Origin of the sequence: Pseudomonas sp. MH9.2, from assembly GCF_034353875.1 — a bacterium.
GTDB lineage: Bacteria > Pseudomonadota > Gammaproteobacteria > Pseudomonadales > Pseudomonadaceae > Aquipseudomonas.
This window is the reverse complement of record NZ_CP133784.1, coordinates 4,739,460-4,764,448: the sequence shown is the minus strand read 5'-3', so window position 1 is coordinate 4,764,448 and position 24,989 is coordinate 4,739,460. Positions and strand designations below refer to the sequence as shown.

Genomic DNA, 24,989 nt, shown 5'->3' with positions numbered 1-24,989 from the left:
AAACCGTAGGACAGGAGTTCTTGCCAGCGTTGGGTGAAACCGATTGAAACGAGCCTTGGACTCGCTGATTTCAAGCGGACAGGAATACCCGGCAGCCTTTTATATTCCGCGATCCGACATTCGGTTTGAACATTACGCGCGCACTGCACATCACAGTTATTACCCCTGTCAGGGTGACCTTCAAAGCCTAAGGTGTACAGGGCTGAACAACGTACCAGCCATTGAACTGCCGAAGAGAGGACCTGATGATCAGCACCTCAAGCGAGCGACGTAATATTCCCACCGGTAACGCACGTCTCAAGCGCTATCTGTCTATTCGACGCAGGACCGAGAACCTGATCGCACCACTGAGTGCCGAGGACATGGTCGTTCAGTCAATGCCTGACGCAAGCCCGACAAAATGGCACATGGCGCATACCACGTGGTTCTTTGAAACGTTTCTGCTGGCCGAGAACGTTGTCGACTACCGCCCTTTCGATCCGGCATTCGGTTACCTGTTCAACTCGTATTACGAAGCCGTCGGCCCGCGTCATCCCCGACCGCAGCGCGGGCTGATGACACGTCCGAGCGTGGACAGAGTACTGGACTACCGCAAGCATGTGGACGAACACATGCGCACGCTGCTTGAGGCAGACATAACCACGGCCACTGCCGATTTGCTTGAGCTGGGTCTGGCCCATGAGGAACAACATCAAGAGTTGTTGCTGATGGACATCTTGCACCTGTTCAGCACCTCCTCGCTCAAGCCGGCCTATGACCCACGTTGGCCCAAAGACCTTCCCGGGCGGCGCGGCCGGTTCAAGCCGCTCAAGGGGGGACTGACGGAAATCGGCCACAAGGGCCAAGGCTTTGCCTTTGACAATGAAGGCCCCCGACACACCACCTACCTGCAACCGTTCGAAATCAGCGACCGCCTGGTGACCAACGGCGAATGGCTGGCGTTCATGGCGGACGGTGGCTATACCCAAGCCGGGCTATGGCTATCGGACGGCTGGGCCGCGGTCCAGGAACATGGCTGGAATGCCCCACTTTATTGGCAATACGACGCGCCCGGCTGGCGCCAGCTGACCTTGCGCGGGCTGGAAGCCATTGACCCGACAGCGCCAGTGATCAACATCAGCTATTACGAAGCGGCCGCCTTTGCCCACTGGGCTGATGCGCGACTGCCAACAGAGGCCGAATGGGAAGCTGCCGCAGAGGCCGGACTGCTGGAGCAGGTGGATGACGTCGCCTGGCAATGGACGCAAAGTGCCTACAGCGCCTACCCGGGGTTTCGTCCGGCTGCTGGCGCGGTGGGCGAGTACAACGGCAAATTCATGATCAACCTGATGGTCCTTCGCGGCGGGGCCAGTGTCACCGCCCCTGGCCACACCCGCACGACCTACCGCAACTTTTTCCACCCGGAAAAGCGCTGGATGTTTTCCGGCCTGCGCCTGGCCCGTGATGCCCGCCAGCCTGGCGCAGTGAACAGCCACGACAGCGAGTTCGCCCGCGACGTGATTGCCGGGTTGTCGGCGTCGGTGAAAAGTCTGTCGCCCAAGTATTTCTATGACGCTGCTGGCTCCGAGCTGTTCGAGGCCATTTGCGAGACCGCCGAGTACTACCCGACCCGCGCTGAAACCGCCCTGTTGACTCACGTGGCCCAACAGCTTGCCAGTACCATTCCAGACGGTGCAGCGCTGGTGGAGTTCGGCAGTGGCGCCTGCGAAAAAACCCGTCTGTTGCTCGATGCAGCGCCGCAGCTTGCGCTGTATGTACCGATCGACATCAGCGCCAACGCATTAAAGAAGGCCGCCGTACGACTGAGGAAACGCTACCCGCACTTGAACATCGTGCCTCAGATTGACGATTTCAGCCGCGCCCTGCAATTGCCGACCGAGGTAGCCGGGCACACCTGTGTGGGATTTTTCCCCGGCTCGACCATTGGTAACTTCACTCACGATCAAGCCGTGAAGTTTCTGCGTTCAGCCCGGACCTTGTTGGGCGATCAGGCACATTTCATCGTTGGAGTGGATCTGCTCAAAGAGGCCGACATTCTGGTGGCCGCTTACGACGATGCCGACGGTGTCACCGCGCGTTTCAACAAGAATCTGTTGACCCGTATCAACCGCGAACTCGACGGCGACTTCAACGTCGAGGCCTTCGACCATCTGGCGCTGTGGAACGAAACCGAGGAGCGCATGGAAATGCATTTGGTGAGCCGCCGCGAACATGTAGTCAAGGTCGCTGGACACACGTTCCACTTCAACGCTGGCGAACGCCTGCACACCGAGAATTCACACAAGTTCAGCATCGAATCATTCACCGCGCTTGCGGCGGACGCCAACTGGTCGGTGAGTGCTTTCTGGGTGAGCGAAGCCCCCCAAGTGGCGCTGTTCAGTTTGAAGGCTTGAGGCCTATTTGGCATGTCCTCTCTTTGGCCCATGCAAAAATGCCCAACCGCACTGCAGTATTCTCGATTGTCATTTGCAAATTTGCACTGGTAGCATCCGTGGGTCATTTCTCGCACCAGATGAGAAGCAGAACAATAAAGCAGCAGGGAGATAGCCATGACTGCCCAGGAATTACCCGTTGGAACTGGCAACGCTGTACTCGCCACGGTGCGTAACCATATCGGCCATTTGACCCTCAACCGCCCCGCTGGCTTGAATGCCCTCTCCCTGGACATGGTCCGCATCCTGCAAAAACAGCTCGATGCCTGGGCTCAGGACGATGAGGTGTACGCCGTGGTCTTACGCGGCAGCGGCGACAAGGCCTTCTGCGCCGGTGGCGATATCCGTTCGTTGTACGACAGCCACAAAAATGGCCTGACTGTGCATCTGGACTTTTTCGTCGAGGAGTACGCCCTAGACCTGGCCATCCACCGCTACCGTAAACCCGTGTTGGCGCTGATGGATGGCTATGTGCTTGGCGGCGGAATGGGCCTGGCTCAAGGCGCCGAGTTGCGGGTGGTCACCGAACGCAGCCGACTGGCCATGCCGGAAGTCGCCATCGGCTACTTCCCGGACGTGGGCGGCAGTTATTTCCTGTCGCGGGTACAGGGCGAGCTGGGGGTTTACCTTGGCGTCACCGGCGTACAGATTCGTGCGGCGGACGCACTGTATTGCGGGTTGGCCGACTGGTACCTGAACAGCGAAGTTTTACCGCAGTTGGACCAGCAACTGGACAGCCTGCTGTGGAATGACAACGCACTGAAGGATTTACAAAACCTGCTGGCAAAAAACGCCGTGCAGCAATTGCCCGATGCCCCGCTGGAAAAACTGCGTCCGGTCATCGACCATTTCTTCAGCCAGCCGAACGTGCAGAGCATCATCGAACAACTGCGTGAAGTCACCGTGGCTAACAGCCACGACTGGGCGATGAGTACGGCTGCCTTGATGGAAAGTCGCTCGCCGCTGGCGATGTCGGTCACCCTGGAAATGCTGCGTCGAGGTCGCCATTTACCACTTGAAGCCTGCTTCGCTCTGGAGCTGCACCTCGATCGCCAGTGGTTCAAGCGCGGCGACCTGATCGAAGGGGTCCGCGCACTGATTGTCGACAAAGATAAAAATCCACAGTGGAACCCACCCACCGTGCAGGCGCTCAGTGCCGAGCATGTCCAAAGCTTCTTTAACGGCCATGAGGGCTAAGCCATGCACGACCTCGAACTGACAGAAGAACAGGTAATGATTCGCGACATGGCGCGCGACTTCGCCCGTAATGAAATCGCACCCTATGCCCAGGCATGGGAAAAAGCCGGCTGGATCGATGACGCCCTGGTCGCCAAAATGGGCGAACTGGGCCTGTTGGGCATGGTGGTCCCGGAAGAATGGGGCGGCACTTATGTCGATTACGTCGCCTACGCCCTGGCCGTGGAAGAGATTTCCGCAGGCGATGGCGCGACAGGTGCGCTCATGAGTATTCACAACTCGGTGGGCTGTGGCCCGGTGCTCAACTGCGGCACCGAGGCGCAAAAGCAGACGTGGCTGGCCGAGCTGGCAAGCGGTCAGGCCATCGGCTGCTTTGCCCTGACCGAGCCTCAGGCGGGCTCCGAAGCACACAACCTGCGGACCCGTGCTGAGTTGCAGGGCGACGAATGGGTCATCAATGGCGCCAAGCAGTTCGTCAGCAACGGCAAACGCGCCAAACTGGCCATTGTTTTCGCCGTGACCGATCCCGAATTGGGCAAGAAAGGCCTGTCGGCGTTTCTGGTACCAACCGACACTGCGGGCTTCGTGGTAGACCGTACCGAACACAAGATGGGCATTCGCGCATCAGACACCTGCGCCGTGACCTTGAGCAATTGCCGCGTTCCCGCCGCCAATCTGCTGGGTGAGCGTGGCAAGGGCCTGGCCATTGCCCTGTCCAACCTTGAAGGCGGACGCATCGGCATTGCCGCACAGGCACTGGGCATCGCCCGCGCCGCGTTCGAAGCCGCATTGGCGTATGCACGTGAGCGGGTGCAGTTCGACAAGCCGATCATCGAGCACCAAAGCGTCTCGAATATGCTCGCCGACATGCACACCCAACTCAACGCTGCACGCCTGCTGATCCTCCACGCGGCGCGCCTGCGCAGCGCGGGCAAACCCTGCTTGTCGGAAGCGTCACAAGCCAAGCTGTTCGCGTCGGAAATGGCTGAGAAAGTCTGCTCCAAGGCGATGCAGATCCATGGCGGCTATGGCTACCTGGAAGACTACCCGGTGGAGCGTTATTACCGGGATGCACGGATCACCCAGATCTACGAAGGTTCCAGTGAAATCCAGCGCCTGGTCATCGCCCGTGAGTTGCGGCACTACACGATTTGATTCGCCGGTATAAGAGCTAAGACGAGCCGCTTTAAAAAGCGGCTCTTTTTCAATGCAGCCTCGATGCACCCGACAAGCGAGTCAAGCGGCGAAGCGTTGGCGCCCCAACAACGTGACGAGAAGGCCCAAAGAGTCAGCATTTCCCAGGATGATTTCGCTGCGTTTTTCAGCATCGGCCAGAAAAACCGGGCGAGCGTCTGCCAGGGTTGTCTGTCCGGTGATGTTCAGAACGAATTGCTTACCCTCCCCTTCATCATTGATGTCTTGCCACTGGCCATTTTTAAAGTGCTTGAACAGCTGACTGATGGGGGTCCGATGCGAAAGATAGCGGTGATGCAACTCCTCCAGATCGGATTTGATCCGAATCTGGTCCGGCGTATCGATGGCCAACAAATCGAGGAAAGGGGCCGTGGCCTCCAGGTAAGCGATGTCGTGCGTGTCATTGCTCAGGTGAGACAGTTCGTGGATGAGTGCAGCCGCTCGATAGTGGGACCTCAGATTGAAACCCGCGCTGCCAACGGCTGAAGGCTTGAGGTGATATTTCGACGCTTTAAAAAACTGCTCGCTCAGGTAGATACGCTGGAGTGGATCAGCTTTTAGCGTGAACGCGACAGTGGTTTCGTACCCTGCCCGATTCACCCCCAAGACAAAACGGGGTGAAGAATAAGGTGCCAACGAGGCATCCATCACGGCGTTGAACAAGCCCGTTGTCGACTTTTTGATTGCATCGACAAGTCCGGCACTCGGCGTCTGTACACCGAAGAACTCACCAATGATTGTGTTGACCTGTGCATTGAGCGGTGCAGCGGGCGTTCGCACGTTCAGATTTTCCAGGCAGGTCTCGATATAGCGTTTGGTTTGCAGATGGGCGCGACCAATCCTGCGCGCGTGGTCTCGATACCCCAGACGTATCGCAGGCATTCCACTGGCCAGAACGTCGAACTCATGATTGACCGCTGCGTCGATCTCACTCGGGGTTAAAGCATCAGGAGATTTAGGCCGAGTAAGAAGCCCGCCTCCCCCCCTCAACCCCCAACGCACATTGAGTTCCCATTGCTGATGGTCATTGAGTTTCAGGTTCGGCCCGACATTGTCACCACTGACAATGTGCCAGGCCCCCTCATCCTGCATCTGTACCTGATAGACCTTGCCAGCGACAGCCGCATACTTTTTCAGCGTCAAGGGCGCCTGGTAAAGGTTGTACAGCTCATCTTTCATCAAATCGCTCAATGCGATATCGGACACTTCGAACGCCTGCAAACGGACTTTTACGTCTGGGGGCAATTGGGCATTTCGCCAAGAGAATCCCAGCGGCGCGTCAAGGTCACTCAGCACCTCAGAGGCTGAATCGTCGACCTCCAGCGCCTTCAAGGCTGAATGTTTGGCCGACACAAAAATGGCCAAAGCAGCGGTAAACTCCGACACTGCCTCGCCCCAGTGTCGACTGGCGGCCGAGGTGGCTGATGAGTGAAACAACGATAGCCCTTGCCAGCCAGCAGCCATCAGGCCGAGATCGCCGGGCAGAAAAATAAGGACTTGCTCGGCCTGAAGCGTCATCAGGTACGTGAGCGACTCCCAATCAGCCTGGGCAGTAGTGACTGTCTGCGTTTTCGCTATTTCCTTGAATACGCTAACGGCATCACGGAACAGATACTGCAAAACATTGCCCTCAACAGGTTCGCTGTCCAGGGTGATAGGCCCCAATGAAAACATTGGGAAATCCGTATAGAACTCGGTACTCCACACCGGAGGCAGAAGGAAGCTGTGATGGCCATAACGCGTTTGCACGTCGGGCGTGACACGCTGCATGAGCTGAGTTTGCAGGCTGCTTGATGTACGTATGTCCTGCAGCAGGCTGGCGTTGTCGGCGTACTCCTTGAAGCAAAAATTCTGGTTAAAAATCGAATAAAGGATCACCGGCCCCTGAGATGGGTCCTTTGGGCCTATGACGTAAAAGCCGGGCACACTGTCCGCCATGGCGCCCGCCTGCGCGATCAGTCGAAGCGGACACAGGATAATGTCCTCTTCATGTACAGTTTGCCGGGCAAGACTATCGGGCATCTCCATGAGGCCCTCTATGTAATCGTAGGCGCTGGCACTGAGCTGCCCTTCAAGCTTTTTCTGAACAGCAGTTTCGATCATCAGCGCTGGCAACTGCTTGAAAAATAAACGTCTGCGAAGGCTGTAGTCTGAATGACTGCTGTCCAGCTTTTGCGTCAGCAGTTTTTGATAATGTGCTCCCACATCCAACGTGTGGATCAACCCACTCAGGTAGGCGGGCGTCAACAGAACGGTAGCCAGGCTCTCTTCAGCAGAACTCACCGCCAGGCTCGCCCCCTGGATCGTCGAAAAATGATTAAGCGAGTATTCGGTCAATGTTTCGGTGTTGACATCGGTCACTGCGGGCAAAAAAGAAGGCGTCTGTCCCGTGCCCACCGGGGCTCCAACGTATCGCGTAAGGGTTATTCGCAAGGTGTCCGGGTCAAATGACTGGCCGGGGAAGTCGATACTCAGCTGGTCGAGTATTTTTTCGCGGGCGTACGCCTTTAGATACGGAATGCCGAATAGAAAATCATTGATCGGATCACCGACCCGAAAGTAACGCTTGAGTACGTCGGCATAGCTCTGCAAGTCGTCAATCGAGGCTTTTTTTAACCAGGCCGGCATTTGCGCTTCGAACAGGGCACTCTGAATGGCCCCTGACATCGCATCCAGTGCTGCATCCATCTGGTCATTGGCCTGGGCAGCGGTCACGAGGTTGCTGAACAGTTTCGTCTCTAGACGGCAGTCCGTTGCGAGTTGAACCGCGTGCTCGACAGCCTTGCATTGCCGGTCCTGCTCGACCCGTTGCAACTGCTCAATGAAATGCTCATTCAGCGGAATAGTATCGATAGACAATAGATTGCCATCGGGTTGCTCCAGGTGTTTGCGGATCATGCACTTTTCAGGCTCGGGAAAAAGATCCAACCATTGCTCGCGGTGATGAGTGTTCGCCAGCTTCGCAATCAATAACCGCTTGAGACCAACAAGTGAGTCGAATCGTCGTACACCCAACAATGAAGACCAGAGCACTACACCCGTGGGGGCGAGTGAGGGTTGATGCAGCATGAAAAGGTTGGTCATCTGCACCGATGGGCGCTTCTCGTCATAGGTGCACGACAGGGCGCAGACTTCGACGATAGCGTCGCCAAATACCCGGCGCAGACTACGCACAGGGTAATCCAGTACTTGCTCAAGCATGACCTGCGCTGGCTGATCGAGGTCGTCCAGACGTCCCTTCAGGTTCAGCTCCAGGCGAAGCAGTGCTGCCGTTATCTCGCACGACAACGCCCGAGGGTCCAATCGGGAGTTGACCTGACGCAGAGCATGCGTGTGGAACCGCCTGGTCTGACGTGCCAGCGCTGCGGGAAACTGGGCATGCGCGTATTTCAGCAGATGATTGACCAACGCAGGCGTCAGCAGTGTGCTGGGGTCTGTCTGCGCAATCGTTGCCGGAGCAAGGATAATCTGATTGTCGACGTGCACATCGACTACTCGATGACCGCTCACCCGGTCGAGCAGCAGGGTGATCAGATCGACTGGGGGCATTGTCGGACTGACTGCGCCAGCTCGGGCTTCTGCCGTGTTTCTCAGCACCTCGACAGGCAATGCCTCAATGAGCTGCACGTGAACATCCTTCGCATCCAGACGGCCATCACACAGGATGGCCAACTGCCTGTTCAGCACATCGCGGGCGCAGGATTCGATACCCGGGTGCGCTTTCCAGATAAGCCGGGATGCATCATCAAGCGTCTGCATCCGCTCTAGCCAGGATGGACTGAGCGTGGCCGCCACGGCCTTGGCAGGTGGGAGTGCCAGTGGGATCGAAGGTGTCAGGCGCCATGCTTCACCGAACGTGCCCGGTACATCACGCCATCGACCACCGCCACCCAGCCGCGACAGGCGATGGTCAATCAGATGACGAATATCCAACGCATCGTCAATCATGACGGCTGCCAGATCGCGGTCTCTGCGAGGCTGATCGATAACGAAAGCCAGATTGCGGTTCTGCAAGGCGATGACCGAGTCGACTCGATCCAGAAACAAGGGCCGGTCGATGTTTTCAAACGCCAACTGCAACCTGGCCGCCGTGCGCACCCGAGCGTGATCATCCAGCGACAGGTAGTGAAGGAGTTCTGTGCGTCCTTCGCCTGTGGAGAAGTGATCGCTCAATTCCCTTCGATTTCGAAACGAACGCAGTCCCTTTCCCACTGAGTAAAGCAGCAGTTCCGACAGCGACGGCACAATCCACTCCACCAGAAATACGCCCGCCAGCTCCGACGGATCTCGATGATCAAGAGACAGTGTGAGCTTCCTGAGGCGAACCTGACCACCATCGCCCCATTGCTCAAGAGACGGATCTAACAGTGAGCTGACTCGTCGAAACTCATGAGCGTCGAGCTTAGCATCGTGCCTGCGTGCCAGCAGCGCCTGTCGGAAGCATTCGGACAACGCAGCGGCAACGTATTCACGACGCGTCTGGCCATGACCTACCGGAGACCACCAAAAATGACCCAGTCGATTATCAAAAGACGTTTTCAGTTCCTTGACCGTATCAGACAGTGCTTGTCGTTGAGGTTGCGCCTCCAGTGAGTCAAGGGTCGTACCCGACGGCCCCAGAAAGCGGTGCTCAGCGCCTTGCGGCAATTCCCGGTCGATGTACTCGTCCAGTGCCTCATCCACGAGCGACTGGACGGCCGTGACGTCTTTCATCGACGACCGCGTTGTTGACTGGATGATCTGCAGAATGTGCGTCGAAGGATCGATTGACGTCTCGGGTATTGCGGTCTTGATCTGCCCTTCCAAGCCGTATTTCAGTATCGATTGCAATGAGGGTGTTTGCTCAAAATGCTGGGCCAGCTCAACGAGTTCTTGTACTTGGTGATCGATGATCTTGAGCATCCGAAACTCAAACAACGGCTCATCGATCAATTGATTTTCGAACGCCGGCACGTCACTTGTTTGCGATCCGAAACGCTTTAGCAATTTGACCAGCAGTTGTTCCCTATCATCGAATCGCTCCAGGCCATACAGCAGGGTACTCAGGTAAACGGTGGTGTCGCTCGATGGGTAGCTGATTAACACGGCCGCAGCCAGTTCAACGTCAGTGGGCAGACCACCGGTTTTGATCACGCGGTCCAGCCGCGGTGGTATCACCGTCCCGTCCAGAGCAGAGGGACCCACCAGCGTTCGCAACCAGCGCGCTTCGTCCTCGTCTATACGTTCGGCGAGGACGGCGTCCGTCACGTCGCGGGAAAATCTTTCTTTGAGCGATTCGGTATGGAAGTACGGGCGGGAGGGGGATGTCATGGCAAGTTTCCTTTTGCGCTGAAAACCACCCCGCCGAACGAATTCCGCGACGGTGGTTGAACGTGAAAGAGAAACTTACCGAATTACCTCGCCTGCCCTGCGTTACATAATGCAAGGCAGGCGCTGACGCACCGCCTTTAGGCGTTAAACCTTCTTATGCTGCTCAACCCAGGCCGCAAACGCGTTCATGAACGTTTGCAGGAAGGGCTTGGTTTGCTCGGACACCGTACCGGCGGCATCGAAAAAAGTCCCCGCGTTGCCCAGGTAGGCTTCCGGCTGCTGCATGCACGGTACGTTAAGAAAAACCAGCGATTGACGCAAATGATGGTTGGCGCCAAAACCGCCAATGGCACCCGGCGAGGCACTGACTACTGCGCCTGGCTTGCCGTCCCAGGCACTTTTGCCATACGGACGCGAACCCACGTCGATGGCGTTTTTCAGGACACCCGGTACCGAACGGTTATATTCCGGGGTGACGAACAGCACGCCATCGGCTGCGCTGATTTGCTGGCGAAAGGCCGTGTAAGCGGCCGGAGGAGAGTCACTATCGATATCTTCGTTATAGAGGGGCAAATCGCCAATTTCGACGATATTCAGCTTTAGGCTGCTGGGTGCCAACGCCACCAACGCGCGCGCGACCTTACGGTTGATTGAGTCCTTTCTCAGACTGCCAACAACAACAGCGATCGTATAGACCTGGCTCATGAAGATTTCCGCTCACTGATTAATGGAGGTGTAAGTTATAGATGAAGTCACCTATTTAGTCTGGTTTTCGGGTCCGACCATTACGATTGAACTGTTGAAAACGCCACGCACAGCCACTTGCTACCCGCAGTACCAACGGCTCAGACTATTTTTTCAGCACTGGAAAACTAGCCTGCAAAACAGCGGTCTGACAAATATAGGTGTAGCAGCTGAATCAATTCGTTCAGACTTACCTTACAAGCGGGCATCGATTGTCAGCGCGTGGTGTTAGCATGTCAGCGCAAATGAGCGGTTATCTCCAGAGGTTACAAAGCAAATGGCTTCAGTTCTCGTCCGACATTTTCATGCAAGAGATGCGGAAGGCCGCGTCTACTCGGTGCATGAATTCCAGGAATCACAGCCCGATGCGGCCAGCGGCACGGAGCCTGTTTCGACCTACCGTCTGGCCATTGGCGATCGAGTCAATCATTTGGGCGGAGATGACTTCGAGTTGCTTCAGTCCGGCGTAAAAATGACCCGCACTCCCTGATCCGGGAGCGTGCATCGTTAACTGTGCTGAATCGTCAGGTTACCTGTGCGCCGTTTTAACGCCCCGCACTGACGTGGCCGCAAGCGGCGATTCAGGTCCGTTTTTGGACATAATTAAATTGCCGCGCTTGCGCTTTCTGTAAATCCAAATCGCTACCCCCTCCCCGCACGCCCCAAGAATAACGTTCAGTAACTTCTGACGTTAGTCTTCAAACACCAAGTACCAGAAAATCGCGGCTTCCCGTGTTTCAGGGTCGATAGCCCGATACAGCATGTGATCGATGCCACCCATCACAAAACCGCAACGCTCGTAGAGCTTGCAGGCTGCCAGATTATTGTTTTGAGTTTCAAGCATAAGGCCCGGCAGGCGGTGCTTGCGGCTCCAGAACTGCGCAACATCCAGCAGTGACCTCGCCACCCCCTGGCGACGCGCCGAAGCGTCCACAGCCAGCTCGTCCACATGGGCAAAGCCATTCCAGTGAGTGCTGAGCACCACATGGCCCACTGCCCGCTCGCCTAGCCAGGCCACCAGTACCGTGCTGCCAGCAGCGTCCCGATAATGGCAAAACTCTTGGGAATCGATCCCGTAATTCTTGCGATAAGGCTCGACGGGGTCGATTTCCCAGGAGTCGACACGCTGACCAACCTGCGCCAACGCATAGCCGCTGACGGTGAAGGTGAACTCGCTGTTGAGGATGTAATCCTCGAAGCACTCATCCGCGACTCGAATGGACAGTGCCGGGTTTTCCTGAGTCATGACACCACTGCGCTATCTGAAAATGAGTTTACTGGGGAGTTTGCGCTTGAGCCTCTTGCAACTGCACCCACAACGCTGGCGCACCGGCAGATTTCGCGATTGCCGCCATGCGCACGTCGTGCTCAGCCATTTCGCTGTCGCTGGCCCGGATCACCCGCGCCGGTTGCCGATCCGCTGGCAAGCGGCGAATTTCACTGGCCGTGTTGCCCGATCCTTCTCCCGAGCCGTTGCCATCGGTCGCATTGCCTGCCAGAGACAGACTGGTCTGCCCGCCGGTCATGGTCAGATAAACGTCGGCAAGAATCTCGGCATCGAGTAAAGCGCCGTGCAATTCACGGCCGGAGTTGTCGACACCGTAACGCTTACACAGTGCATCAAGGCTGTTGCGCTGGCCAGGATGACGCTCCCGGGCCATCGCCAAGGTGTCGAGGATGGTGCAATGCTGAGTAATATCAGCCTTGTCACGCTGCCCCATCAGGGCGAATTCGTTGTTAATGAAGCCGACGTCGAACGCTGCGTTGTGGATGATCAGCTGCGCGCCCTTGATGAACTCGAAAAACTCTTCCGAGACCTCATTGAAGCGCGGCTTGCCCACCAGAAACTCGTTGGTGATGCCGTGGACCCCAATGGCGCCCTCATCACTCTCGCGATCCGGTTGCAGGTACACGTGGAAATGCCGCCCGGTCAGGCGGCGGCCGATCAACTCCACGCAACCGATCTCGATGACCCGGTGGCCATCGGTAACGGGCATACCGGTGGTTTCGGTATCGAGTACGACACTACGCATGTTTGATGCCTCTCACTTCCTCTACACCGCGGTTGGCCAACTGATCGGCGCGCTCGTTGCCGTCATGGCCGGTGTGCCCACGTACCCACTTCCAGGTCACGGTATGGCGATTGACTTGCTCATCGAGCAACTGCCACAAGTCGGCATTTTTCACCGGTTGTTTAGCCGCGGTTTTCCAGCCGCGTTTCTTCCAGTTGACCAGCCACTCCTTCATGCCCTTCATGACATATTCGGAGTCGGTAACAACCAGTACGTTGCAGTGCCGTTTGAGTTCTTCAAGACCACGAATGGCCGCGGTCAGCTCCATCCGATTGTTGGTGGTATTGGCCTCGCCACCCCACAGTTCTTTTTCGACCCCCTTGCATACCAACAAGGCGCCCCAACCGCCAGGGCCAGGATTACCTTTACAGGCGCCGTCGGTGAATATTTCAACGCTTTCGCTCACTACAACCGTTTCCATCAAACCTTCCATCGAGCTTTCCACCGAACTTTCATCGACAAACCATCAACCGGCTTGTCTTGCGTAACGCTTTACGGCTGCGGATTGCGCCGATTGACCTTGGCCATCGGCAATGGCAGCAGTTTGCCCATGGTCTCACGCCGCACCTGACGCACAGGACGCAGACCGACCACGATCTTGCGTGCAACCAGTAAGTAGAAGCCGCCGCCGGGACTTTGCCAACCGTCGCCGAGGCGTTCCAGCCCGGCCAGTCGTGCTTGCCAGGCCGCTGAAGCAAGCGGCGGACGATAGCACCCGAAGCGTCGTTTCTCCAGCGCAAAGCCCAGCAGGTTCAACCAGTCCACCACCCGCGACGGCGAAATGCAGCGGGCCTTGCGCAGGGCATCATGAGCGAAAACATGCCGCAGCCCCCAGGCGCTCCACGGGTTGATCCCGATAATCAAAAGATGTCCACCGGGGCGCACACTGCTGGCCGCTTCACGCAGCAAACCGTGAGGCGACAGACAGAAATCCAGACCATGCTGCATGACCACAACGTCGGCGGCGTGCTCGCTCAGGGGCCAGGCCTGTTCTTCACAGACGATTTCCACGCCGGGCAAAGGTGCACCCAGACGTACGTTACGCTGGACCTGTTTAGCCGCTGGCGGCGCTTCGGCAGAAGGGCCGTAATGCACCAGGTAGCCGCCAAAAAAACGGCCCAGCTCATCTTCGAGCACCCGCCGCTCCTCCTCCAGCAGCAGTTGCCCTACCGGTCCGGACAACCACTCACGGGCTGAGCTGATCAGCGCAAGCCATTCAGAATCAGCCTGGGCGAAAGCTTTATCAGTCATTTCTGTTCTCCATGAGGGCACTCGCGTAGAACCTCTATAGACCCTAAGATGCACCATTGTTTCCCGCTTAGCGAACTGCGCCATGATACAGATTGATGCCCTGCCCGCTTTCACTGACAACTACATTTGGTTGTTACAAAACACTGCCAGCCGGTGCTGTGCGGTGGTCGATCCTGGCGATGCTGCACCGGTTCTGGCCTGGCTGGAACAGCATCCGGGTTGGCAGCTCAGCGACATTCTGGTCACCCACCACCATTTCGATCATGTGGGCGGCGTCGAGCAACTGAAAAAAGCCACTGGTGCCCGGGTACTGGGTCCTGCGGCCGAAAACATCCCGGCGCGAGATGTCGCGCTCAACGACAACGACCAGATCAGCGTACTCGGCCTGACCTTTGCTGTGTACGCTGTGCCCGGTCATACCCTGGGCCATATCGCCTTCTACCACGACGACCCGACCGCACCGTTACTGTTTTGCGGCGACACGCTGTTCGCGGCAGGTTGTGGCCGACTGTTTGAAGGCACACCCGAGCAAATGCATCAGTCATTGAGCCGTCTGGCGGCGCTGCCGGACAGCACACTGGTGTATTGCACACATGAGTACACCCTGAGCAATCTGCGCTTCGCCCAAGCGGTAGAACCGGGTAATTGCGACATCGCCGAACGCTTCGCCCAAGTGAGCCAATGGCGCAGCGAAAACCGGATCAGCCTACCTTCAAATTTAGCGCTGGAACGACGCACTAACCCATTCATTCGGACCCATGAAAGATCCGTTAAAGAAAAAGCAGACGAACGGACTGGCACGGACAATCAGTCGCCAAGTGCTATTTTTGCTAGCTTGCGTGCTTGGAAAGATAAGTTCTAAGCACCGTCTTGATCAGCATAGAAATTCTGAAAGGTTGACCGTTGGCTGGCTGGTTCCTAGAATCGCCCGACATTTTCGCCTGGAACTACCCCCCAGCCAATGTCGTCATCCATACGCAAAGTCATCAATTCAGACGCATTGACCCGACTGGTCCAGGCTATCGCCGTGGCCCTGAGCGCTACGCTGGCCGGCTGTCAGACCACCAGCCAAATCGACTCTGTCAGTACCCATCACGCGCCGAATCTCGCCGCCGGCATCAAGCAAAAACCGATTTTTCTCAGTGACAAACCGACCCCACTAGTACCTCAGGATGTCTGGGAGCGGATGCGTCAGGGCTTCCAGTTGCAAGAAGGCAACGGTCAGAACCCACGTATCGATCAACAACGTCTATGGTTCGCCAACAATCCATCCTTTCTGGAAAACGCTGGCGAACGCGGCAGCCTCTACATGCATTACATCGTAGAGCGCCTCGAAGAACGCAACATGCCGCTGGAACTGGCCTTGCTTCCGGTAATCGAAAGCGCCTACAACCCCTTGGCCTATTCACGCAGCGACGCGGTAGGCCTGTGGCAGTTCATTCCATCGACCGGGCGTTACTTCAACCTTCGTCAGACCAGCTTTTACGACGGCCGCCGCGACATTACCGCCTCGACCATCGCCGCCCTGGACTACCTGACACGCCTGCACGATATGTTCAACGGTGACTGGCTTTTGGCGCTTGCTGCCTATAACGCTGGCGAAGGTACCGTCAGCCGGGCCATCGAACGCAACCAGAAACTTGGCCTGCCCACTGATTACTGGAACCTGCCACTGCCGCAGGAAACTCAGGATTACGTGCCCAAGTTCCTCGCACTGTCCCAAGTGGTGCTCGCACCGGAAGCCTACGGCGTCAACCTCAATCCGATTGCCAACCAGCCCTACTTCCAAGTCGTTGAACTCAACCAGCGCATGGACCTGTCAAAGGTCGCCGCCATGGCGGATATCGACGAAGACGAGCTTTTCCAGCTTAACCCGGCGTTCAAGAAACGCATGACCGTCGACGGTCCACAGCATTTGCTGGTGCCAACCGCCAAGGCACAGTTGCTGACCGCCAGCCTGTCGAACATGAAACCTCAGGAACTGGCGGGCTGGCAACAATACCGCGTGCGCACTGGCGACACGCTGGCCAGCCGCGACAAACCCACGCGAAGCCGCAACTACAGGGTGAAAAAGGGCGATAACCTGGTAGCCATCGCCAAAGCCAACAAAGTTGAGGTCAAAGACCTGCAGCACTGGAACCAACTGTCCGGGCGAAACCTGAAAGTCGGGCAGACCCTGGTCATGCAGGACATGATCAGCCCCAAGGGTAAAGGCAAAAGCAAAGGCAAAAGCAGCGACAAGAAGTCGACCCAGTACACGATACGCAAAGGCGATTCGATGTACATGGTGGCCAAACGTTTCAACGTCGAGATGGAGCATCTCCAACGCTTGAACCCACGTAGCGGCCATGCCCTCAAACCAGGCCAGACCCTGACCGTGTATCAGGCCCCTTGAGATCCACTGGCTTGCACCCCTGAATAACCAGACGGGATACACAGCAAAGGGCCACCCTGGAGGTGGCCTTTTTCCAACGGATACAAGCTGTTACTGTACCGACCAAGAAGCCCAAGCCTCCTGGATCGAATCTCTGACTTGATACGCCTCCTCCTGTTATTCACCTTGGTCTTGAGCTTTTCCGCAGGCGCAACCATCAGCGAAAGCCATGGTTACGCGCAGTTCGGTGTGCTCAAGTACCCAGCCAGCTTTACCCATTTCGACTGGGTCAATCCCGAGGCGCCGAAAGGCGGTACCTTGCGGATGATGGCATTTGGCACTTTCGATACGCTCAACCCTTACACGTTCAAGGGCAGCAGTCCGATTTCGACGCCAAATTTTCTGCAATACGGGGTCAACGAGCTCAACGAACCGTTGATGGTCGGCACCGGTCAGTACGACCCGTCCGGTGATGAGCCGACCTCCAGCTACGGCCTGATCGCGCAAACCGTCGAATACAGCGAAGACCGCAGTTGGGTGGTCTTCAACCTGCGCCCGCAGGCGCGTTTCCATGATGGCAAACCAATCACCGCGTATGACGTTGCGTTCTCCTATCGGTTACTGCTCAAGGAAGGTCATCCGCAATACCGCACTGCCCTGCAGGAAGTGCAGCGGGTCGACATTCTTGGTCGCCATCGCATCCGCTTCGTCTTCAAGCGTGCCGGCAACCCCTTGCTCATCCTGCGTCTCGGCGAACTGCCGGTATTGCCGCAGCACTACTGGAAAGATCGCGATTTCAAAGCCACCACCTTCGAACCACCCGTGGGCAGTGGTCCTTACCGGATTACCAAGGTGCAACCCGGACGGCAACTGGTGTTTGAGCGGGTCAAGGACTGGTGGGGCAAAGATCTGGCGGTGAACCGTGGCAAGTACAACTTCGATCGGGTCAACGTGGAGTTCTACCGCGACAGCGATGTGGCATTCGAAGCATTCAAGGCTGGTGAGTTCGACATCTACATCGAGCATCAGGCCAAAAACTGGTCCAACGGATACAACTTTCCGGCGATCGCCCGTGGCGACGTGATCAAAGCGCAGATCCCGCACAAGATTCCAACCCAGACCCAAGGGCTGTTCATGAACTCCCGGCGCGGCACCTTCTCGGACGTCAAGGTGCGCGAAGCGCTGGGGCTGATGTTCAATTTCGAGTGGACCAATCGCGCGCTATTCAGTGACGCCTACACCCGCTCGGCGAGCTACTACCCTAACAGCGAGTTCTCAGCCACCGGCCTGCCGTCAGGTCACGAGTGGCTGATGCTGTCGCCCTGGCGTGATCAGTTGCCGCCGAACCTGTTCACCCAGCCGTTTAGTGTGTCTAAAACCGAGGGGGGTGATATTCCCCGGGAAACCCTGCGCAAAGCGCTCGGGCTGTTTGCCGAAGCGGGCTGGAAGTTGTCGGATCAGCGGTTACTCAATCGCAACGGGCAGCCCTTGCGCTTCGAAATATTGCTGGTCAATCCCAACCTTGAGCGGATTCTGCAGCCTTACATTGAGGACCTCTCTCGCCTCGGGATCGACGCTCGCTTACGGACGGTAGATCGCGCCCAATACAAGCAGCGCCTGGACCAGTTCGATTTCGATATGATCTTGATGACCTTGAACCAGAGCCTCAGCCCCGGTCTTGAGCAATGGCAGTACTTTCACTCCAGTCAGGCTGGAATCAAAGGCAGCAAGAATTACGCAGGCGTATCCAGCCCGGTGGTCGACAGCCTGCTCGATCAATTGCTGGCGGCACAATCACGCGACGAACAAATCGCCGCAGCCCGTGCCTTGGACCGGGTGTTGCTTTGGCAGCAGTACTGCATCCCAAACTGGTACCTCGATTATCATCGCCTGGCGTACCGCAACCGGTTCGCCCAGGTCACCACCCCAACCTACACTCTGGGTTTGCGTGCGTGGTGGCTCAAGCCTTCGGAGAAAACCCAATGATTGCTATGCGCTCCCTGCTGATGCGGGCCAGCGGCATGTTGCTGATGGGCGTGGCCTGCATAGCCCTGGCCGCCCCCGAACACGCAGTGACCCTGTACAACGAGGCGCCGAAATACCCCGCCAATTTCAAACATTTCGATTACGTCAATCAGGACGCCCCCAAGGGCGGCAGCTTTCGTCAGGCCGGCTTTGGCAGTTTCGACAGCCTCAACCCCTTTATCAATAAAGGCGTGCCAGCTGACGACATCGGCATGATTTACGACACCCTGACCCGCCATAGTCTGGATGAGCCCTTTACCGAATACGGCCTGATTGCCGGCAAAATCGAAAAAGCGCCGGACAATAGCTGGGTGCGCTTCTATTTGCGCCCCGAAGCCCACTTCCACGATGGTCACCCCATCCGTGCCGAAGACGTGGTATTCAGCTTCCAGACCCTGATCAAGAACGGTGCCCCGATGTATCGCGGCTACTATGCAGACGTTGATCAGGTCATCGCCGAAGACCCTCTGCGCGTGCTGTTCAAGTTCAAAAGCAGCAACAACCGCGAGTTGCCACTGATCCTCGGCCAACTGCCGGTCCTGCCCAAGCACTGGTGGGAAAATCGCGACTTCGCCAAAGGCAATCTGGAAATCCCGTTAGGCAGCGGCCCGTACAAGGTGGCCGAAGTCAAAGCCGGGCGCTCGATCCGTTACGAACGGGTCAAGGACTACTGGGGCAAAGACCTGCCGGTTAACCGTGGTTTTTACAACTTCGACACCCTGTCCATCGATTACTATCGAGACAATACCGTTGCCCTTGAAGCACTCAAAGCCGGGCAATTCGATTATTGGCTCGAAACCAGCGCCAAGAACTGGGCCACGGCTTACAACACGCCTGCCGTCAACGCCGGTCGGTTGATCAAGGAAGAAATCCCCAACGGCAACCCTACCGGCATGCAGGGGTTTGTCTTCAACCTGCGGCGTCCGATATTTCAAGACGTGCGGGTGCGTGAAGCATTGAACCTGCTGCTGGATTTCCAGTGGACCAACAAGCAACTGTTCAATGGCGCCTACACCCGGACCAAAAGCTACTTCGATAATTCGGACATGGCCTCCAGCGGCTTGCCGAGTAAAGACGAACTGGCCGTACTCGAGCCGTTGCGCGGCACCATTCCTGACCGGGTGTTCACTGACGAGTTCAAGCTGCCGGTCACCGATGCCAGCGGCATGATTCGCCCACAACAGCGTAAAGCCTTTCAGCTGCTGCAAGAGGCCGGCTGGAGGATCGTCGGCGACAAGATGGTCGACGCCCAAGGCAAGCCAGTGACCCTCGAGTTCTTGTTGGCGCAGACCGAATTCGAACGCATCCTGCTGCCTTTCAAGCGCAACCTCAGCGACCTCGGCATCGATCTGGTGCTGCGTCGGGTCGACGTCTCGCAATACGTAAACCGCCTGCGTTCGCGTGACTTCGACCTGATTGTCAGCGGCTTTCCGCAATCCAGTTCACCGGGCAACGAACAACGCGAGTATTGGCACTCCTCCAGCGCCGAGAAGCCGGGCAGCCGCAATTTCATCGGACTCAAAGACCCGGCCATCGATAGCCTGGTCGACGGACTGATCGATGCCGACTCGCGGCAAAGCCTGATCACCCACGCCCGTGCGCTGGACCGTGTGCTGCTTTGGGGCTACTACGTGATCCCCAACTGGCACATCAAAACCTGGCGTGTGGCGTACTGGGACCATATCGGTCATCCCAAGGTGACACCGCTGTTCGACGTCGCTACCTCGACCTGGTGGATAAAACCCGACGCCAAACCGGCCAACCCTGCACAACCCCCTGAGCAAGCCGAGCCGGCGAGCGTGGAGCAATAAGATGCTGGCTTATATTTTTCGGCGTTTGCTGCTGATCATTCCGACGTTGTTCGGCATTTTGCTGATCAATTTCGTGATCATCCAGGCAGCGCCCGGCGGTCCGGTGGAGCAGATGATCGCCAAGATCGAGGGCTTCGATGGCGCAACCAGTCGCATTGCGGGCGGTGGCGCAGAGGTGTCGGTGGCAGGCTCCAGTTATCGCGGTGCGCAAGGGCTTGATCCAGCGCTGGTGAAGGAAATCGAGCACCTGTATGGCTTCGACAAGTCAGCACCCGAACGCCTGTGGATCATGATCAAGAACTACGCCACGCTGGATTTTGGCGACAGTTTTTTCCGCGATGCCAAAGTGATCGATCTGATTATCGAGAAGATGCCGGTGTCCATTTCCCTTGGACTGTGGAGCACCTTAATCATGTACCTGGTATCGATCCCGCTGGGGATTGCCAAGGCGACACGTCACGGTAGCCACTTCGATGTCTGGACCAGCTCGGCGATCATCGTCGGGTACGCCATTCCGGCCTTTCTGTTTGCCATCCTGCTGATCGTGGTGTTCGCTGGCGGTAGCTATTTCGACTGGTTCCCCTTGCGCGGCCTGACCTCGAACAACTTCTCCGAGCTGAGCTGGGGCGGTAAAGTGTTCGATTACTTCTGGCACCTGACGTTGCCCGTCACCGCACTGGTGATCGGCAACTTCGCGACCATGACCCTGCTGACCAAAAACAGCTTTCTCGACGAGATCGGCAAGCAGTACGTCATCACCGCCAAAGCCAAGGGCCTGAGCCAGCATCGTGTGCTGTACGGCCATGTGTTTCGTAACGCCATGCTGTTGGTGATCGCGGGGTTCCCTTCGGCCTTTATCAGCATCTTCTTCACCGGCTCGCTGCTGGTGGAAGTGATCTTCTCCCTCGACGGCTTGGGCTTGATGAGTTTCGAGGCGGCCATCAACCGCGACTATCCGGTGGTCTTCGGTACTTTGTTTCTTTTTACCCTGCTCGGGCTGGTGGTGAAATTGATCGGTGACATCACGTATACGCTGGTCGATCCACGTATCGACTTCGAAAGCAGGGAGAATTGACATGACCCTCTCCCCTCTCAATCGCCGACGCTTCGAGCGCTTCAAGGCCAACAAGCGCGGATGGTGGTCACTGTGGTTGTTCCTGGTTCTGTTCGGCCTGAGCCTGGGCGCCGAACTGATCGCCAACGACAAGCCGCTGGCCGTGCACTATGACGGCGAGTGGTATTTCCCGGTATTCAAGCGCTATCCCGAAACGGTCTTCGGCGGCGAATTTCCGCTGGAAGCCAATTACAAAAGCCCCTACATCAAGGAACTGCTGGCAGCGAAGGACGGCTGGACCCTGTGGGCACCGATCCCCTACAGCTACCAGAGCATCAATTACGACCTGAAAGTCCCGGCCCCTGGCCCGCCGTCGCGGGAGAACTACTTCGGCACCGACGATCAGGGCCGCGATGTGTTGGCACGGGTCATCTATGGCTTCCGCATTTCCGTGCTGTTTGCACTGACCTTGACCGTACTCAGTTCGATCATTGGCGTCATCGCGGGCGCCCTGCAGGGTTTTTATGGTGGTTGGGTGGATCTGCTGGGGCAACGTTTCCTGGAAGTCTGGTCCGGGCTGCCGGTGTTGTACCTGCTGATCATTCTGGCCAGCTTCGTCCAGCCTAATTTCTGGTGGCTGCTGGGCATCATGCTGCTGTTTTCATGGATGAGCCTGGTGGACGTGGTACGCGCCGAGTTCTTGCGGGGGCGCAACCTGGAATATGTGCGCGCCGCACGGGCCCTGGGCATGCAAAACGGGGCGATCATGTACCGCCACATCCTGCCCAACGCCATGGTCTCGACCATGACCTTCATGCCGTTCATTCTCACGGGCGCTATCGGCACCCTGACCGCCCTGGACTTCCTCGGTTTCGGCTTGCCAGCAGGCTCCCCGTCGCTGGGTGAATTGGTGGCCCAAGGCAAATCCAACCTCCAGGCCCCTTGGCTTGGGATCAGCGCCTTTGCCGTGCTGGCCCTGATGCTCAGCCTTCTCGTGTTCATTGGCGAATCCGCCCGCGACGCTTTCGACCCAAGGAAATGAGATGAACAAGGACAATTTGATCGAAGTCCGCGATCTCGCCGTCGAGTTCGTTACCGGCGAGCAGGTCCATCGCGTGGTCGAAGGCATCAGCTTCGATATCCGCCGGGGCGAAACCCTGGCGCTGGTCGGCGAAAGCGGTTCTGGCAAATCAGTCATCGCGCACTCGTTTCTGCGCCTGCTGCCCTACCCGCTGGCGCGCCATCCCAGCGGGACCATCTACTACGCCGGGCACGACCTGCTGACGCTGAGCGAAAAAAGGTTGCGCGCGATCCGTGGCAACCGGATCGCCATGGTTTTCCAGGAGCCGATGACCTCACTTAACCCGCTGCAGTCCATTGAGAAGCAAATCAATGAAGTCCTCGGTCTGCATAAAGGCTTGCAGGGCAAGGAGGCCACCCTGCGCACACTGGAGCTGCTTGAGCTGGTGGGTATAACCGAGCCCGAGAAACGACTCAAAGCTCTGCCACACGAGCTCTCAGGCGGCCAGCGACAGCGCGTGATGATCGCCATGGCCCTGGCCAACGAGCCTGAGCTGCTGATCGCCGACGAACCGACCACCGCACTCGACGTGACGGTACAGCTGAAAATTCTCAAATTGCTCACCGAACTGCAGGCCCGACTGGGCATGGCGCTGCTCCTGATCAGCCACGATCTGAACCTGGTCCGGAGAATTGCGCATCGGGTATGTGTCATGCAGCACGGTCGCATCGTCGAACAAGCGTCATGTGAGGAGCTGTTCCGTTCACCTCAGCATCCGTACACACAAGAATTGCTGGGTGCCGAGCCCAGTGGCGGCCCGGTGGACAACGTTGCTGGCGCGCCGCTGCTCGAAGTCGATGACTTGCGGGTGTGGTTTCCGATCAAGAAAGGCCTGTTCAAAAAAACCGTCGATCATGTCAAAGCAGTCGATGGCATCACCTTCAGCCTGCCCCAAGGGCATACCTTGGGGATTGTCGGTGAAAGCGGCTCGGGCAAATCGACGCTGGGTCTGGCGATTCTTCGGCTGATAGGTAGCAAGGGCGCCATACGGTTTCAAGGCAAAACGCTAGACTGCCTGACGCAAAAGGAGATTCGTCCGCTGCGTCGGCAAATGCAGGTGGTGTTTCAGGACCCTTTCGGCAGCCTGAGCCCCCGCATGTGCGTAGGCGAAATTGTGGGTGAGGGCCTGCGTATCCATGGCATGGGCACAGAGGCTGAACAGGAACTCGCCATCATCGAAGCGCTCAAGGAGGTAGGCCTGGACCCGGAAACCCGGTACCGCTACCCTCACGAATTTTCCGGCGGGCAACGGCAGAGAATCGCCATTGCCCGGGCATTAGTGTTAAAACCGGCGCTGATTGTGCTGGACGAGCCCACCTCGGCGCTCGACCGGACCGTTCAGCGCCAAGTGGTGGAGCTACTGCGCTCACTGCAAAAAAAGTACAACCTGACCTATTTGTTTATCAGCCATGACCTGGCGGTAGTCAAAGCGCTTAGCCACCAGCTTATGGTGGTCAAGCAGGGGAAAGTCGTTGAACAGGGTGCGGCGCGCAGCATTTTTGCCGCACCGCAACATACCTATACACAGCAGCTGCTGGAAGCCGCCTTTTTGGCACCGGTAGCTGTCGATTAACCTGAAGAGGAACAACACATGGGTTTTCTCGCCGGTAAGCGCGTCCTGATCGTCGGTGTCGCTAGCAAACTGTCCATCGCATCCGGCATCGCTGCCGCCATGCATCGCGAGGGCGCAGAGCTGGCCTTCACGTATCAGAACGACAAACTGAAAGGTCGTGTCGAAGAGTTCGCAGCAGGTTGGGGCTCAGGCCCGGAACTGTGCTTCCCTTGCGACGTGGCCAGCGACGAAGAGATCGCCAAGGTCTTCGAAGAACTGGGCAAGAAGTGGGATGGCCTGGACGTGATCGTTCACTCGGTTGGCTTCGCCCCTGGCGACCAGCTTGACGGTGACTTCACCCAAGCGACAACACGCGAAGGTTTCCGCATCTCTCACGACATCAGCGCCTACAGCTTCGTCGCATTGGCCAAGGCCGGTCGCGAAATGATGAAAGGCCGCAACGGCAGCCTGCTGACCCTGTCCTACCTGGGTGCAGAGCGCACCATGCCTAACTACAACGTGATGGGCATGGCCAAGGCCAGCCTGGAAGCCGGTGTACGTTACCTGGCCGGTAGCCTTGGCCCGGAAGGCACACGAGTGAACGCAGTATCGGCTGGCCCGATCCGCACCCTCGCCGCCTCCGGCATCAAGAACTTCCGCAAAATGCTCGCTGCCAACGAAGCGCAAACACCGCTGCGTCGCAACGTGACCATCGATGAAGTCGGCAACGCCGGCGCGTTCCTGTGCTCGGACCTCGCGTCCGGCATCAGCGGCGAGATCATGTACGTCGACGGCGGCTTCAACACCACCGCGATGGGCAACCTCGAAGAGTAAAAACTCAACGCGCGGCACCCAAAAAGCCCGCCGTTCTCACGAACGGCGGGCTTTTTGT

General features: G+C 57.5%; 18 protein-coding genes. 12 read left to right on the top strand and 6 right to left on the bottom strand.

What is annotated here, in order from left to right; translation table 11 throughout:
• The first annotated feature begins 245 nt into the window (after positions 1 to 245).
• The 3 genes from egtB (at position 246) to RHM55_RS21875 (ending at position 4,784) form a co-directional block, all read left to right on the top strand.
• Positions 246 to 2,393, top strand: coding sequence for an ergothioneine biosynthesis protein EgtB (gene egtB / locus RHM55_RS21885; RefSeq protein WP_322178290.1), 2,148 nt, complete (start codon positions 246 to 248; stop codon positions 2,391 to 2,393).
• A gap of 156 nt (positions 2,394 to 2,549) precedes the next feature.
• The gene (locus tag RHM55_RS21880; protein WP_322178289.1) at positions 2,550 to 3,629 is read left to right on the top strand and encodes an enoyl-CoA hydratase/isomerase family protein; all 1,080 of its coding nucleotides are present in this window, start codon (positions 2,550 to 2,552) and stop codon (positions 3,627 to 3,629) included.
• Between the two features lie 3 nt (positions 3,630 to 3,632).
• Positions 3,633 to 4,784 carry an acyl-CoA dehydrogenase family protein gene (locus tag RHM55_RS21875; RefSeq protein WP_322178288.1) on the top strand — a complete coding sequence of 384 codons (1,152 nt, stop codon included), beginning with the start codon at positions 3,633 to 3,635 and terminating at the stop codon, positions 4,782 to 4,784.
• Positions 4,785 to 4,865: 81 nt separating this feature from the next.
• Here RHM55_RS21875 and RHM55_RS21870 read toward each other — a convergent pair whose 3' ends face one another.
• Positions 4,866 to 10,133: a dermonecrotic toxin domain-containing protein gene (locus RHM55_RS21870; RefSeq protein WP_322178287.1), complete on the bottom strand. Its 5,268-nt coding sequence runs from the start codon at positions 10,131 to 10,133 to the stop codon at positions 4,866 to 4,868.
• A gap of 144 nt (positions 10,134 to 10,277) precedes the next feature.
• Positions 10,278 to 10,838 (bottom strand): NAD(P)H-dependent oxidoreductase, encoded by a 561-nt coding sequence (locus tag RHM55_RS21865; RefSeq protein ID WP_322178286.1) that lies wholly within the window; start codon positions 10,836 to 10,838, stop codon positions 10,278 to 10,280.
• Positions 10,839 to 11,154: 316 nt separating this feature from the next.
• Here RHM55_RS21865 and RHM55_RS21860 point away from each other — a divergent pair, with 316 nt between their 5' ends.
• Entirely contained in the window at positions 11,155 to 11,367 is a 213-nt protein-coding gene (locus RHM55_RS21860; protein WP_219061461.1) for a hypothetical protein, read from the top strand.
• Between the two features lie 201 nt (positions 11,368 to 11,568).
• Here the strand turns inward: RHM55_RS21860 and RHM55_RS21855 are convergent, their stop codons facing one another.
• The 4 genes from RHM55_RS21855 to RHM55_RS21840 form a co-directional block, all read right to left on the bottom strand.
• Positions 11,569 to 12,123 carry a GNAT family N-acetyltransferase gene (locus tag RHM55_RS21855; protein ID WP_322178285.1) on the bottom strand — a complete coding sequence of 185 codons (555 nt, stop codon included), beginning with the start codon at positions 12,121 to 12,123 and terminating at the stop codon, positions 11,569 to 11,571.
• Positions 12,124 to 12,151: 28 nt separating this feature from the next.
• Positions 12,152 to 12,910, bottom strand: a complete 759-nt coding sequence (dnaQ, locus tag RHM55_RS21850) for a DNA polymerase III subunit epsilon (RefSeq protein WP_219061463.1) — start codon at positions 12,908 to 12,910, stop codon at positions 12,152 to 12,154.
• Positions 12,903 to 13,370, bottom strand: coding sequence for a ribonuclease HI (rnhA, locus tag RHM55_RS21845; protein WP_407074572.1), 468 nt, complete (start codon positions 13,368 to 13,370; stop codon positions 12,903 to 12,905). Before rnhA ends, dnaQ begins: the two co-directional genes overlap by 8 nt.
• Before the next feature lie 71 nt (positions 13,371 to 13,441).
• Complete coding sequence (locus tag RHM55_RS21840) at positions 13,442 to 14,200, bottom strand: class I SAM-dependent methyltransferase (RefSeq protein ID WP_322178284.1); 759 nt, start codon at positions 14,198 to 14,200, stop codon at positions 13,442 to 13,444.
• A gap of 82 nt (positions 14,201 to 14,282) precedes the next feature.
• On the opposite strand from RHM55_RS21840, the gene gloB reads away from it, so the two are divergent.
• From gloB to fabI, 8 genes are all read left to right on the top strand, one after another.
• On the top strand, positions 14,283 to 15,062 hold the full coding sequence (gloB, locus tag RHM55_RS21835; protein WP_322178283.1) for a hydroxyacylglutathione hydrolase: 780 nt from the start codon (positions 14,283 to 14,285) through the stop codon (positions 15,060 to 15,062).
• Positions 15,063 to 15,161: 99 nt separating this feature from the next.
• Positions 15,162 to 16,595, top strand: a complete 1,434-nt coding sequence (locus RHM55_RS21830; protein WP_322178282.1) for a lytic transglycosylase domain-containing protein — start codon at positions 15,162 to 15,164, stop codon at positions 16,593 to 16,595.
• 138 nt (positions 16,596 to 16,733) lie between these two features.
• Positions 16,734 to 18,560, top strand: a complete 1,827-nt coding sequence (locus RHM55_RS21825) for an extracellular solute-binding protein (protein WP_322178281.1) — start codon at positions 16,734 to 16,736, stop codon at positions 18,558 to 18,560.
• A complete protein-coding gene (locus RHM55_RS21820; protein ID WP_322178280.1) occupies positions 18,557 to 20,410 on the top strand; it encodes an extracellular solute-binding protein in 1,854 nt (617 codons plus the stop codon). The genes RHM55_RS21825 and RHM55_RS21820 overlap by 4 nt, the downstream gene beginning before the upstream one ends.
• Position 20,411: 1 nt before the next feature.
• On the top strand, positions 20,412 to 21,485 hold the full coding sequence (locus RHM55_RS21815; RefSeq protein WP_322178279.1) for a microcin C ABC transporter permease YejB: 1,074 nt from the start codon (positions 20,412 to 20,414) through the stop codon (positions 21,483 to 21,485).
• A 1-nt stretch (position 21,486) separates the two neighbouring features.
• On the top strand, positions 21,487 to 22,506 hold the full coding sequence (locus RHM55_RS21810; protein ID WP_322178278.1) for an ABC transporter permease: 1,020 nt from the start codon (positions 21,487 to 21,489) through the stop codon (positions 22,504 to 22,506).
• 1 nt (position 22,507) lies between these two features.
• Entirely contained in the window at positions 22,508 to 24,118 is a 1,611-nt protein-coding gene (locus RHM55_RS21805) for an ABC transporter ATP-binding protein (protein ID WP_322178277.1), read from the top strand.
• Positions 24,119 to 24,136: 18 nt separating this feature from the next.
• The gene (gene fabI / locus RHM55_RS21800) at positions 24,137 to 24,931 is read left to right on the top strand and encodes an enoyl-ACP reductase FabI (RefSeq protein ID WP_322178276.1); all 795 of its coding nucleotides are present in this window, start codon (positions 24,137 to 24,139) and stop codon (positions 24,929 to 24,931) included.
• Positions 24,932 to 24,989: the final 58 nt, after the last annotated feature.

Bases quoted from the DNA above. Each gene is read 5' to 3' on its own strand.
- RHM55_RS21860 (WP_219061461.1), top strand. From the start codon at position 11,155: ATGGCTTCAGTTCTCGTCCGACATTTTCATGCAAGAGATGCGGAAGGC.
- RHM55_RS21880 (WP_322178289.1), top strand. From the start codon at position 2,550: ATGACTGCCCAGGAATTACCCGTTGGAACTGGCAACGCTGTACTCGCC.
- RHM55_RS21830 (WP_322178282.1), top strand. From the start codon at position 15,162: ATGTCGTCATCCATACGCAAAGTCATCAATTCAGACGCATTGACCCGA.
- RHM55_RS21865 (WP_322178286.1), bottom strand. From the start codon at position 10,838: ATGAGCCAGGTCTATACGATCGCTGTTGTTGTTGGCAGTCTGAGAAAG.
- RHM55_RS21870 (WP_322178287.1), bottom strand. From the start codon at position 10,133: ATGACATCCCCCTCCCGCCCGTACTTCCATACCGAATCGCTCAAAGAA.
- dnaQ (WP_219061463.1), bottom strand. From the start codon at position 12,910: ATGCGTAGTGTCGTACTCGATACCGAAACCACCGGTATGCCCGTTACC.
- RHM55_RS21815 (WP_322178279.1), top strand. From the start codon at position 20,412: ATGCTGGCTTATATTTTTCGGCGTTTGCTGCTGATCATTCCGACGTTG.
- fabI (WP_322178276.1), top strand. From the start codon at position 24,137: ATGGGTTTTCTCGCCGGTAAGCGCGTCCTGATCGTCGGTGTCGCTAGC.
- RHM55_RS21820 (WP_322178280.1), top strand. From the start codon at position 18,557: ATGATTGCTATGCGCTCCCTGCTGATGCGGGCCAGCGGCATGTTGCTG.
- RHM55_RS21875 (WP_322178288.1), top strand. From the start codon at position 3,633: ATGCACGACCTCGAACTGACAGAAGAACAGGTAATGATTCGCGACATG.
- rnhA (WP_407074572.1), bottom strand. From the start codon at position 13,370: ATGGAAACGGTTGTAGTGAGCGAAAGCGTTGAAATATTCACCGACGGC.
- egtB (WP_322178290.1), top strand. From the start codon at position 246: ATGATCAGCACCTCAAGCGAGCGACGTAATATTCCCACCGGTAACGCA.
- RHM55_RS21805 (WP_322178277.1), top strand. From the start codon at position 22,508: ATGAACAAGGACAATTTGATCGAAGTCCGCGATCTCGCCGTCGAGTTC.
- RHM55_RS21840 (WP_322178284.1), bottom strand. From the start codon at position 14,200: ATGACTGATAAAGCTTTCGCCCAGGCTGATTCTGAATGGCTTGCGCTG.
- RHM55_RS21810 (WP_322178278.1), top strand. From the start codon at position 21,487: ATGACCCTCTCCCCTCTCAATCGCCGACGCTTCGAGCGCTTCAAGGCC.
- RHM55_RS21855 (WP_322178285.1), bottom strand. From the start codon at position 12,123: ATGACTCAGGAAAACCCGGCACTGTCCATTCGAGTCGCGGATGAGTGC.
- gloB (WP_322178283.1), top strand. From the start codon at position 14,283: ATGATACAGATTGATGCCCTGCCCGCTTTCACTGACAACTACATTTGG.